The organism is Arthrobacter sp. UCD-GKA, from assembly GCF_001863355.1.
Lineage (GTDB): Bacteria > Actinomycetota > Actinomycetes > Actinomycetales > Micrococcaceae > Paeniglutamicibacter.
In genome coordinates this window covers 374,171-385,482 of sequence record NZ_MOLR01000002.1, presented here as the reverse complement: position 1 = coordinate 385,482, position 11,312 = coordinate 374,171, and the positions used below count along the sequence as shown (strand labels likewise).

The window sequence follows — 11,312 nt, the reverse complement described above, 5'->3', positions numbered from 1 at the left end:
ATGACCGTGAGTACGCGGCCGCCGAAGGCATGTCAGACAGTCCACTTTTTATTCACAGGAGCTGGGCGTCACGCTGGCATTAGTGCGGGCGTACCTGCCATCTGGGGCCAGCGTGCGGGCTTAGCTGCTAGCCGGATGCTGTTCCCAGTGGGAACAGGCTGGTTTTTTCCATTGGAATCAAGCGGCTCTATTCAAAACGAACGGATGGACTAATGGGGCAATGTTTCGCCCAACTTCCGCGTAAACAAAGGGATGCAGGCGAGTTCTGGCCGCCCAACCTAATCGGGTTCGAATCCCGCTAGCCCGACCGGTTACAACCCCGGCAGATCAACGAAGTAGCGTTGAACTGCCGGGGTTTTTCCATGTCCGGGGGCATGGCGTCACTTCCGCTGGTTTCCTGGGATTGCTGTTGGTCTACCGGAACCGAAAGTGCCCACGATTTCGAAGAGTTGAATCCGCGGGGCGAGTACCTGTGCGAACCTGGTTGGTCGGTCCGATATCGTATGTTCGTTCCCATGGAAGGTATCGAGGTGCAGTGGACGACTGCCGGCCAGCCGTTGCGGGTTCGCCGGCACGACCGCGCCTGGAAGGTGGTGGCCGAGCCTGTCAGGTGGTTCGAGCGCTTCGCGTGGTGGGAGACAGAGCTGCGGGTGCCGAAGGGGTGAGCCGTTCCGGATCGACTCGATGGTGTGGCAGGTGCAGGTCTAACTGGGTGCGAAGACTTCGGACATCCTGACCTGGGGCTGGTGCACCATGCGCCCACCGGTGGCTGGCGCGTCCGGGGCCCGGCGGGGCAACAGCTTAACTTAACGCAGAAATGCGCCCCACCCTCTGGCGCCGGAGAGCGCCCGGATTCTTGACGCGCATCCAGAACTCATATCGTTCGAGGTCCAAGTGCTTGCGATTGCTTCGCATGATCAGCATCCCTTCCTTCTTCGGTCTGACAATTTCACTATGCACAATTGCATACATGCATGGTCAATGCCACAAGTGGGAAAGTTGGCACCAGACCTGCAAGGATGTACTGGCTACTTGTCAGAAACCAGCTTGTGCCACTTGAGCAAGTGCCGACGATCTAGGAAGACTCAAAGCCGTGAAACAACCATCAACGCTTCACGAGCTAGTCGACGTGGCGATTCAACACCACGGCACGTCGGCGCGACAGCTCGCATTGAAGGCGCCAGCGGCTGGGCATCAGATCGTGTATGGGACGCTGAACCAGATCCGCAACGGCACATACAAGTCGACTCCTTGTGATTGCACGATTAGGGCGATCGCGTGGCTGGCCGGCGTTAATCTTGAAGCAGGTAGCCACGACATTCAGGACAGGCTCCAAGCAAATTCACCCAGCAAGCGCACTCTTCGTGTCGTTGGCCCCAGCGGTGAGGTAGGCCACGAACAGAAGATCCCACACCCGGATGATTCAGACTTCGAGATCCCGCCGCCGATAGGGCAGCTCGCCGCACACCCGTCTTTCAAGACCCATCACGAAAAGTTCGATGAGGTACACGGCGAGCGCGGCGAAAAGAATCAAGATCCTGATTTTTAGTTGACCACTGGTTGGGGGAGCGTCATGTTTTACATGAAGAGCGTCAAAACTGCTCTGGGCCTGCTGGCTTGCGGCTCACTGCTGCTCGTCGGATGCAGTGCAGCAGTCGGTGAAGGTGCTGGGCCGAGCTCCGGGGACCCGTCGCCGGTTATCGCTGCCCCCTCGAACGGAGCGGTGGCGGGGATCGTGCGGGTGCCGGCAGTCGTAGGCCTCTCGGCATTCGAAGGCGCGGGGCTTCTCTCCGCGGGCGGTTACGTCGTCGAATCCTTCCTGGAAGATGATGTCGTCGTCAAGGATGACCAGGCTCTTGGCGCCGAGGAGCTGAAGCGCCTGATTGTGGTGGAGCAAGTGCCTGCGGCGGGACGCGTTGTGGAGCCTGGGCAGATTATAGAGCTGACATTCGGCAATCCCTTGTGGGGCCCGGAGACCGCAGGTGTTGACCCCCCTTGGGAGATTTCCTGCAACAACGGGGAATACGGTGACGGCAACGTCCACGACAGCTTCGCTGAACTCAGCGAGGTGTGGAAGAGCAAATCGTTCAAGGAATTCACCACCTGCTCTGTCGAGTACGTCGCTACGGCCGAGTGGGAACCGACCAAGGAAGAGTCTCGGATCGCCAAGATCGCGAACGAGCACTGGGATGGCGACGAAGTACCCGTGAACGCCTATGCCACGGCCATGGAACACTGCGCCGTACCTCCTGCCTACGAAGAGGACTGGGGCACGATACCCCTGCCGTGGCTGGAAGCAGCGGCTGAGCTGTGCCCGAAGGCCCCATTCCACAAGGAACTCGCGGCATGGGCCACGGGGGCAAAGTTCACCCACGGCGACTATGTCGTAGGCAAAGACATCCCAGCCGGAACCTACCGCAGCAGCAAGAAGATCAGCGACTGCTATTGGGAGCGTGCCACGCCCAATGGCAAGATCATCGCCAACAACTTCATTATCTATACCGCAGCCGGAGCGGTCGTCACCGTCAGAAAGGGCGAGTCGTTCAACGTCGAAAAGGAATGCGAGGTCTGGACGAAACAGTGAACCGACCAGTGGCCGATGCAAGCAATTAAAATTGTCAGCCTGGCCCACGGCTCGGACGCTTAGCTCCCCTGGCTTGTAAGATTGGCATCGCCACATTGTTGGAATATATGTTCAGTTTATGTTTCAACCCTGGGGAAGCTGCGCCAGCTGGCGCACCTTGCGATTATTTGGACGCGCCCACACTCGCACGCGTCCGCAGCCACCGACGGAACCAGCAGCATCTGGCTGGATCCGGACCCGCACAGATCGAGCGCCGCTGCGCACTTCTGCGGTTTTCCGATTCGCTACTTGGGCTGCCAACACCCAGGCAACGCCCCGGAGGCGCTTGCCTTGGGGCCCATCGCTGGATTGTTGCCGCCTGGCCGGCGTGCAGGCCGTTTCCCCGGTGTCTTGGCTCGAGGGACGGAGAAGTCCCGCCAGATGCCCCGCAGCCGACGAGCGCCGGCGGGTGGTGGCAGCCTCGCCGCACGGGCAACAGCAACGCGCTCCACCACTTGCGGCTCACCGTCGTCAACGGGGAGAGGCCTGGTGGGGCGCCTTGGGGTGTGGCTGGGGGCCGTGGCGGTTAGCTGGACGGCTTGGAGTCGCCGGCGCGCTGGTCCGGCGACAAGGTGGGAGACTGCGCCTCACCCAGACCGGCCTCGGAGGCCGGAGCCGGGCGACCCGGCGTGTTCGGCAACCCGGGGTTCGAGGATGCCGCCTGGGCGGTGCTCCGCGCCTTGATGTCGGATTTCATGGCCTTGATCTTCTTGCCGCGCGAGTGCCACAGGTGCCAGAACGCGGCAATGCCCATGAACAGCACCAAACCGGCGATTGCACCGCCGATGCTCCACGACGGGAACCAGGTGGCGCTGGTGTCGATCATGGTCCTGGCCTTGGTGGCAGAGCTGGAGGAGTTTGCGTAGATGCTCAAGGTCAGCAGGTTCGGTATCGCCACCAAGACGGCCACCAGCACGATCACGGACTTCCACGGCCATGAGACCTTCTTGTACCGGGCCTGCCACGCAATCAGCAATGGAACAAAGGTGAACACAAAGCCGTAGATAAGGCCAAGTAGGATCCCGCTGGTGATCGAGCCCTGCGTTTGATTTCCAATTCGGGTGGCCCACCAAACGGGCAGGAATAGGCGTACAACAAAGTAGACAATTGCCAGCAACACCAGTGCTGCTGCACCGAGTCCAAGCCGGAGGCCCCACCGGGGCTTCGGGTCGGATTTGGGCGAGGCCGTCGTCGTGGACGGAGCGTGGTTCTCGGAATCAGCCATAATTGCATCCTCCCATGCCGAACACGCAACTGCGGAGATTTACTGCGACGTTATTCTCGAAAACCCGTTGGCGGCTAGTAGGCTAATCTGGTGATGGGACGATTGCCCCAATTTGGGGTGGGGCAGCGTCCAAAGGGAATTACGAGAAAGAATTTTGGGAGGACCGGAAATGGCTGAAGCTCAGGTGCCTAACCAGCAGCAAGAGACGTCAACCGAAACTACGGGAATTGCCTTGCCACCGGTAACGCGGGAACCTGTAGTTTTCTATGGCCTGAGCCCCGAAGAGCGCGCAGCCGTTTCCGCACTGCCGCACGGTTCCGCGTTGCTGATCGCACACTCCGGACCGAACCAGGGCGCACGCTTCCTCCTGGACCAGGACGTGACACAGGCAGGACGCCACCCGGACGCCGCAGTGTTCCTCGACGACGTCACGGTCTCGCGCAAGCATGCCAAGTTCATTCGCGACGCCAACGGATTCAGCGTCGTGGACAGTGGTTCGCTGAACGGGACCTACGTCAACAACGACCGGGTCGACTCGGTGCGCTTGGCCAACGGCTCGGAAGTGCAGATCGGCAAGTTCCGTCTGACCTTCTACAACTCGCTGCCCAACAACCCGGCCAACACCCGCGACTAAGCAGGACAACTTAGTGAATCAGGCAGCCCGAAACCCGCGACTGGCAGTAGTGGCCGGCGACGGCCAACGCGCCGTCGCGCTCAATATCGGTGAGGTGCTGTCGGAGCTTCATGATGAATTCCCGCAGGTGACTGCGTCGAAAATTCGCTTCCTCGAGGAAAAGGGCCTGCTGACCCCGCAACGCACGTCCGCGGGGTACCGCAAGTACCTGCCCGACGACGTGGGTCGACTGCGTTTCATCCTGGGCCTTCAACGGGACCAGTACCTGCCGCTGAAGGTCATCAAGGACTACCTGGACGCCGTTGACCGGGGTGAACGCCCCGACCAGCTGCCCGGCGGCCACACGCTTGCTCCGCGCAGCATCAGCGAACAGATGACCCAGGACCTGGTGGCCCGGACCCGTCCGGTGACCAAGGCCGAGTTGCAGGGCCTGTGCGGTGCCAGCGCCGAGTTGGTCGATGACTTGTTGGCCTTTGGCATGATCGTGCCGGAGAACGACCGCTTCGATGAGCACGCACAAAGGATCGCCGCGGCCTCCGCGGCACTGGCAGCGCACGGCATCGAACCACGCCACCTGCGCGCCTTCCGAGCGGCCGCAGACCGTGAAGTCGGCTTGGTCGAACGAGTCGTGGCACCGCACATGAGCCGGGGCGACGTGGCATCGCGTGCGCGTGCCGCCGAGACCGCCCGGGAAATCAGCGATGCCTGCATGGCATTGCACGGTGCGCTCGTCAATGGGGCGATTGCCAAACTGGATCATTAGGTCGGCCACGGCAGCTGCAGCTTGCAGCCGCCCGAGTAAGGAGCGAACCATGCATGAACTTGAAGTTGTGGGAGTTCGCATTGAACTTCCCTCCAACCAGCCGCTTGTCCTGCTCAAGGAAGCCAATACCCAACGCCACCTGCCGATCTGGATCGGTGCCCCGGAGGCCTCGGCCATTGCCATGTTCCAGCAGGGGATCGTCCCGCCGCGGCCGCTGACCCATGACCTGATGATCTCCACCTTGCAGGCGCTGCACGCGCCCCTGGTGCGCGTGGAAATCGTCTCGGTCCTCAACGCGGTATTCACCGCGGAACTGGTCTTTGCCGACGACGTCCGTGTCGATGCGCGGTCCTCGGACGCCATCGCGCTGGCGCTGCGCGCGCAGTGCCCGATCCTGTGCGACGAGAGTGTCCTTGACGAGGCCTCGGTGATGGTTTCGGACGATTCCGAGGTCGCCGAGGGCGAGGAGGACCAGGTGCGGGAATTCCGTGAATTCCTCAACGAGGTCGAGCCTGAAGATTTCGATAAATAGACGACCGTCCGCGACACGCCTCAAGTAAAGCTTGAAGGTCTTTGACGCAGCCCCAATGTAGTCGTACCGTCGAAGCATAAGTTTCCCAAGGTATGCCACGGACGGTTTTCGGTTTCACTCGCAACGAAGTCGCTCGACGCCCCGGCATCCCTCCTTCCCTCACGGGGATGCTTGAGCAAGGAGATTCCAATGAATCCCACGGACGACCAAAACGCGAAGCCCCTGCGGCATGCCGCGTCCCATCACAATACCCAGGGGCTCCTGTTCACCGAGGACCTGCCGGTCCTCGACGAGGACGCCGGGTACCGGGGCCCCATCGTCTGCAAGGCCGCAGGCATCACCTACCGCCAGCTCGACTACTGGGCACGCACCGGACTGGTGGAACCGGCGGTGCGCGGAGCCAGCGGGTCGGGCACCCAACGACTCTACGGCTTCCGTGACATCCTGGTCCTCAAGGTCGTCAAGCGCCTCTTGGACACCGGCGTCTCGCTGCAGCAGATCCGGACCGCTGTCGGGCACCTGCGCGAGCACGGTGTCGAGGACCTGGCCCAGATCACTTTGATGAGCGACGGCGCCTCCGTGTACGAGTGCACCTCGGCAGATGAGGTCATTGATTTGGTGCAGGGAGGCCAGGGAGTGTTCGGGATCGCCGTGGGGCGCGTGTGGCGTGAGGTTGAGGGATCTCTGTCGCAGCTGCCCAGCGAGCGCGCCTCGGGCTTCCCGGAAGACGAACTGGCCCAGCGCCGGGCCGCCAAGCGTTCGGCCAGCTAGCCCCGAGCTCCCAAGAATCCACGAATGCAGGCCGGAAGCCACCGAAACGCCCCAGGGCGCCAACCGGAGGCATCCGGCCTGCACCCTTTTGGCGTCAGGACGGCCGTGCCGGCACAAGACGGGCCGCCAACAAGAAACCGCCCCTAGGTCCGGCCGGCAATGCCGGTGGTCCATGGAGCGGTTTTCGTGTTTCGGATGCGGAAACCCGACCGGGCTATGCGCGACCGGGCTTTGCTGCCGTGTCGGTGATGTTGCGCAGCAACTCGTCGAAGAGCCCGGCGGTCCTCTGGGCCGGCTGGCCCGGCCACTGGTGCACGGAGTACGCGGCGCCCTGGATCTGCTGCCAGTCGGAGAATTCCGGAAGCTCGGGGCTCAACACGGAGGCACCGAACATGGAGCGCATCTCGGTCAACCGGAAGCGGTGCTCGTCCGAATCCTTGCGCACGCGGTTGGCCACCACGTCGATGCGCCCGAGATCCGGGGCATACTCCTTGCGGAACATTTCCAGGGCACGCTGCGTGCGTTCGGTCCCCGCGACCGAGAACAGCGAAGGCTCCGCAACGAGCAGGATGCGGTCGCTCGCGCTCCACGCCATGCGGGTCAAGCCGTTCAGCGAGGGCGGGCAATCGATGAGGACCAGGGAGTAGCCGGAGGTCTTGCCCAGCAGTTGCGTCAGCCGGCGCAGGTCGCGGGCACGCAGGTCGGGGCGGTCGTAGATGCCGGTGTAGGCATCGCCCACGGCCACATCGAGCACCGGGACACGGGTCAGCGACCGCTTGGAGACGGCCTTGGCCTGCCACGAGCTGGAAACGATGTTGTCGGACAAGCTTGCCTTGCGGGAGGCCTTCAGCATCCGCCCGATGGTCATCTTGCCGTCGGCACGCACGCCCAGGCCGGTGCTGGCATCGGCATGGGGATCCAGATCGATGACGAGTGTGGGGATACCAGCTGCAAGGGCGGCCGAAGCGAGCCCCAATGTAACGGAGGTCTTCCCTACGCCACCTTTAAGGCTGCTAATGCTCACTACCTGCACGGAACGGACCACGCCCTTTTCTACTGTTAGTTGCTCGCGATGTAACGACTGGTTCCCATAACATCATAATCGGGTTCTGCTTCCTTTGCCGCCACGGGGAAAAATGACCGATTGACACCACTGTTTCGTGCCCGGCGCAATCTTTTGCCGGACGTGTGGCCGATCACGGTAGGGTGTGATTTTGGGACGCCGCACTTAGGCCGACACCCGCCACGAGGCACCGGTTCAGACCCAGAATCGCGTGCGTTTTCACCCCCGATTATCATTTCGCAGGAGCGCCATGTTTAAGAAGATCTTGGTAGCCAACCGCGGCGAGATCGCAATTCGCGCCTTCCGTGCCGGCTATGAGCTGGGCGCGAAGACCGTCGCCGTCTACCCGTACGAGGATCGCAATTCGATCCACCGCCAGAAGTCAGATGAGGCGTACCAGATCGGCCAGGAGGGCCATCCGGTCCGTGCGTACCTGGATGTTGCAGAAGTCATCCGTGTCGCCAAGGAAGCCGGCGCGGATGCCATTTACCCGGGCTACGGATTCCTGGCCGAAAACCCCCACCTCTCGCGCGCAGCGGCGGAAGCGGGCATCAAGTTCATCGGCCCGGCGGCCGAGATCCTTGAACTGGCCGGAAACAAGGTGGAGGCCCTGCGTGCTGCCCGTGCCGCGGGCATCCCGGTGCTGCAGTCCTCGGAACCCAGCTCCGATGTCGAGTACCTCACCGCGGAGGCGGACAAGATCGGCTTCCCGGTCTTCGTCAAGGCAGTGGCCGGCGGAGGCGGCCGCGGCATGCGCCGCGTTGACACCCGCGACCAGCTGGCCGAATCGCTCTCCGCAGCGATGCGCGAAGCCGCAAGCGCCTTTGGCGACGACACGATGTTCGTCGAACAGGCGGTGCTGCGTCCGCGCCACATCGAGGTGCAGATCCTTGCCGACGAGCACGGAAACGTCGTGCATCTCTTTGAGCGGGACTGCTCGCTGCAGCGCCGCCACCAGAAGGTCATCGAGATCGCCCCGGCGCCGAACCTGGACGAGTCCATCCGCCAGGCGCTCTACAAGGACGCGGTCAAGTTCGCCAAGGCACTGAACTACCAAAACGCCGGCACCGTGGAGTTCCTCGTGGACACCGAGGGCGAGCGCGCAGGACAGCACGTGTTCATCGAGATGAACCCGCGCATCCAGGTCGAGCACACCGTCACCGAGGAAATCACCGACGTCGACCTGGTGCAGGCGCAGATGCGCATTGCCGCCGGCGCCACGCTCGAAGACCTGGGCATCCGCCAGGACGAGCTGCAGATCCGCGGCGTCGCCATGCAGTCGCGCATCACCACCGAGGACCCGGCCAACGGGTTCCGCCCGGACGTCGGCACGATCACGGTGTACCGCTCGGCCGGCGGCTCCGGGGTGCGCCTGGACGGCGGCACCATCTACACCGGTGCCGAGGTCTCCCCGCACTTCGACTCGATGCTGGTCAAGCTCACTTGCCGCGGCCGCGACTTCGCCACGGCCGCTGCCCGGCTGCGGCGCGCGCTGGCCGAATTCCGTGTTCGCGGGGTCACCACCAACATCCCGTTCCTGCAGAACGTGCTGGACGACCCGGCATTCCTGGCCGGGGAGGTCGCCACCGACTTCATCGACAAGCACCCCGAGCTGCTGGCCGGGCGCAAGTCCCAGGACCGCGGCACCAAGGCCCTGTCCTTCCTGGCCGAGGTCACCGTCAACCAGCCCAACGGGGAACGCGTGGAAGGCATCGACCCGCGCAAGAAGCTTCCCTCCTTCCCGGGGGACAAGGCCTCCGAGCCGGAGCGCAGCCCGTTCGACGGTCCCTCGGACCAGACCCCGGCCGACGGCTGGCGCCAGCGCCTGCTGGAACTCGGCCCGGAGGGCTTCGCCAAGGCCCTGCGTGCGGAGACCGCCGTGGCCGTCACCGACACCACCTTCCGCGACGCCCACCAGTCGCTGCTGGCCACCCGCGTGCGCACCCGCGACCTGCTGGCCGCGGCCCCGGCCTACGCGCACGTTTTGCCGCAGCTGTTCTCCATGGAGGTCTGGGGAGGCGCGACCTACGACGTGTCGCTGCGCTTCTTGGGCGAGGACCCGTGGAAGCGCCTGGCGCTGCTGCGTGCCGAGCTGCCCAACATCCCGCTGCAGATGCTGCTGCGCGGACGCAACACCGTGGGCTACACCCCGTACCCGACCGAGGTCACCGACGCGTTCGTGAAGGAAGCCGCCGCCACCGGCATCGACATCTTCCGCATCTTCGATGCGCTGAACGACGTCTCGCAGATGGCCCCGGCCATCAAGGCGGTCCGCGCCACCGGCACCGCGGTGGCCGAGGTGGCCCTGTGCTACACCGGCAACCTGCTGGACCCGGCCGAGGACCTGTACACCCTCGACTACTACCTGAACCTGGCCCAGGAAATCGTCGATGCCGGCGCACACATCCTGGCCATCAAGGACATGGCCGGGCTGTTGCGCCCCGCCGCGGCCGCCAAGCTGGTCACCGCGCTGCGCGAACGCTTCGACCTTCCGGTGCACCTGCACACCCACGACACCGCGGGCGGCCAGATGGCCACGCTCATGGCTGCCATCAACGCGGGTGTAGACGCGGTGGACGTTGCCGCCGCATCCATGGCCGGGACCACCTCCCAGCCCTCCGCCTCGGCACTGGTGGCCGCGCTGGAGAACACCGAGCGCGACACCGGCATCTCCCTGGAGGCCGCGGCCTCCCTGGAGCCGTACTGGGAATCGGTGCGCACCATGTACGCACCGTTCGAGTCCGGGCTTGCCGCGCCGACCGGACGGGTCTACCGCCACGAGATCCCCGGCGGCCAGCTGTCGAACCTGCGCCAGCAGGCCATCGCGCTGGGCCTGGGGGAGCGCTTCGAGGCCATCGAGGACATGTACACCGCGGCGAACCACATCCTGGGCCGCCTGGTGAAGGTCACCCCGTCCTCCAAGGTGGTCGGCGACCTCGCCCTGCAGCTGGTGGGCATGGGCGTCGACCCGGACGAGTTCGCGCGCGACCCGAAGTCCTTCGACATCCCGGACTCGGTCATCCAGTTCCTCTCCGGCGAGCTCGGCAACCCGCCGGGCGGATGGCCCGAGCCGTTCCGTTCCAAGGCCCTCGAGGGCCGCGTCGTGCGCCCGCACGTCGAGGAGCTTTCGGCCGAGGACTCCGCCGCGCTGAACAAGGATTCGGACACCCGGCGCGCCACGCTCAACCGCCTGCTCTTCGCCGGACCGACCCGTGACTACGAGGCGACCGTCGAAAACTACGGCGACGTCTCCACGCTGCACACCCGCGACTACCTCTACGGGTTGGTCAAGGGCCGCGAACACGTGGTCTCGCTGGGCAAGGGCGTGCGCCTGCTGGTGATCCTGCAGTCGATCTCCGAGTCCGACGAGAAGGGCATGCGCACCGTCACGGTGCTGCTCAACGGCCAGTCGCGCCAGCTTTTGGTGCGCGACAACTCGGTGGAGTCCACCGTGGTCGTCGCCGAGAAGGCCGACGCGGGGAACCCGAACCACGTTGCCGCGCCGTTTGCCGGTGCGGTGACCCCGCAGGTCGCGGTGGGCGACCGGATCGAGGTCGGCGGCACGGTCGCCACCATCGAGGCCATGAAGATGGAAGCCGGAATCACCTCCACGGTGGCCGGCACCGTGGCCCGCCTGGCGATCTCCGGCACCTCCCAGGTGCAGGGCGGGGATCTGCTGCTGGTCATCGAGACGGCCTAGC

General features: G+C 64.2%; 10 protein-coding genes. 8 read left to right on the top strand and 2 right to left on the bottom strand.

All coding sequences use genetic code 11. From position 1 onward, the window contains the following. Nucleotides 1-515 precede the first annotated feature (515 nt). The 3 genes from BLJ79_RS23280 to BLJ79_RS05035 all read left to right on the top strand — a co-directional run bounded on the left by BLJ79_RS23280 (nucleotide 516) and on the right by BLJ79_RS05035 (nucleotide 2,584). Nucleotides 516-665, top strand: coding sequence for a hypothetical protein (locus tag BLJ79_RS23280; RefSeq protein ID WP_175475392.1), 150 nt, complete (start codon nucleotides 516-518; stop codon nucleotides 663-665). A gap of 428 nt (nucleotides 666-1,093) precedes the next feature. Further along, on the top strand, nucleotides 1,094-1,549 hold the full coding sequence (locus BLJ79_RS05040; protein WP_071213582.1) for a hypothetical protein: 456 nt from the start codon (nucleotides 1,094-1,096) through the stop codon (nucleotides 1,547-1,549). Nucleotides 1,550-1,573: 24 nt separating this feature from the next. After that, nucleotides 1,574-2,584 (top strand): PASTA domain-containing protein, encoded by a 1,011-nt coding sequence (locus tag BLJ79_RS05035; RefSeq protein WP_139194728.1) that lies wholly within the window; start codon nucleotides 1,574-1,576, stop codon nucleotides 2,582-2,584. A gap of 565 nt (nucleotides 2,585-3,149) precedes the next feature. On the opposite strand, the gene BLJ79_RS05030 is transcribed toward BLJ79_RS05035, so the two are convergent. Beyond that, the gene (locus tag BLJ79_RS05030; RefSeq protein ID WP_071213580.1) at nucleotides 3,150-3,848 is read right to left on the bottom strand and encodes a hypothetical protein; all 699 of its coding nucleotides are present in this window, start codon (nucleotides 3,846-3,848) and stop codon (nucleotides 3,150-3,152) included. 169 nt (nucleotides 3,849-4,017) lie between these two features. On the opposite strand from BLJ79_RS05030, the gene BLJ79_RS05025 reads away from it, so the two are divergent. The 4 genes from BLJ79_RS05025 (at nucleotide 4,018) to BLJ79_RS05010 (ending at nucleotide 6,548) form a co-directional block, all read left to right on the top strand. Beyond that, complete coding sequence (locus BLJ79_RS05025; RefSeq protein WP_071213579.1) at nucleotides 4,018-4,482, top strand: FHA domain-containing protein; 465 nt, start codon at nucleotides 4,018-4,020, stop codon at nucleotides 4,480-4,482. A gap of 40 nt (nucleotides 4,483-4,522) precedes the next feature. Continuing rightward, a complete protein-coding gene (gene ftsR, locus BLJ79_RS05020; RefSeq protein WP_498685483.1) occupies nucleotides 4,523-5,245 on the top strand; it encodes a transcriptional regulator FtsR in 723 nt (240 codons plus the stop codon). Between the two features lie 49 nt (nucleotides 5,246-5,294). Then, nucleotides 5,295-5,777, top strand: coding sequence for a bifunctional nuclease family protein (locus tag BLJ79_RS05015; protein WP_071213577.1), 483 nt, complete (start codon nucleotides 5,295-5,297; stop codon nucleotides 5,775-5,777). A gap of 189 nt (nucleotides 5,778-5,966) precedes the next feature. Next, nucleotides 5,967-6,548: a MerR family transcriptional regulator gene (locus tag BLJ79_RS05010; protein WP_071213576.1), complete on the top strand. Its 582-nt coding sequence runs from the start codon at nucleotides 5,967-5,969 to the stop codon at nucleotides 6,546-6,548. A 214-nt stretch (nucleotides 6,549-6,762) separates the two neighbouring features. On the opposite strand, the gene BLJ79_RS05005 is transcribed toward BLJ79_RS05010, so the two are convergent. Next, complete coding sequence (locus tag BLJ79_RS05005) at nucleotides 6,763-7,581, bottom strand: ParA family protein (RefSeq protein WP_071213618.1); 819 nt, start codon at nucleotides 7,579-7,581, stop codon at nucleotides 6,763-6,765. Between the two features lie 280 nt (nucleotides 7,582-7,861). Between BLJ79_RS05005 and BLJ79_RS05000 the strand changes: the two genes are divergently transcribed. Beyond that, nucleotides 7,862-11,311: a pyruvate carboxylase gene (locus BLJ79_RS05000; protein ID WP_071213575.1), complete on the top strand. Its 3,450-nt coding sequence runs from the start codon at nucleotides 7,862-7,864 to the stop codon at nucleotides 11,309-11,311. Nucleotide 11,312: the final 1 nt, after the last annotated feature.

What these genes read in the sequence shown, in the direction of transcription:
- BLJ79_RS05010 (WP_071213576.1), top strand. Translation starts at nt 5,967, where the DNA reads ATGAATCCCACGGACGACCAAAACGCGAAGCCCCTGCGGCATGCCGCG.
- BLJ79_RS05035 (WP_139194728.1), top strand. Translation starts at nt 1,574, where the DNA reads ATGTTTTACATGAAGAGCGTCAAAACTGCTCTGGGCCTGCTGGCTTGC.
- BLJ79_RS05030 (WP_071213580.1), bottom strand. Translation starts at nt 3,848, where the DNA reads ATGGCTGATTCCGAGAACCACGCTCCGTCCACGACGACGGCCTCGCCC.
- BLJ79_RS05015 (WP_071213577.1), top strand. Translation starts at nt 5,295, where the DNA reads ATGCATGAACTTGAAGTTGTGGGAGTTCGCATTGAACTTCCCTCCAAC.
- BLJ79_RS05025 (WP_071213579.1), top strand. Translation starts at nt 4,018, where the DNA reads ATGGCTGAAGCTCAGGTGCCTAACCAGCAGCAAGAGACGTCAACCGAA.
- BLJ79_RS05000 (WP_071213575.1), top strand. Translation starts at nt 7,862, where the DNA reads ATGTTTAAGAAGATCTTGGTAGCCAACCGCGGCGAGATCGCAATTCGC.
- BLJ79_RS23280 (WP_175475392.1), top strand. Translation starts at nt 516, where the DNA reads ATGGAAGGTATCGAGGTGCAGTGGACGACTGCCGGCCAGCCGTTGCGG.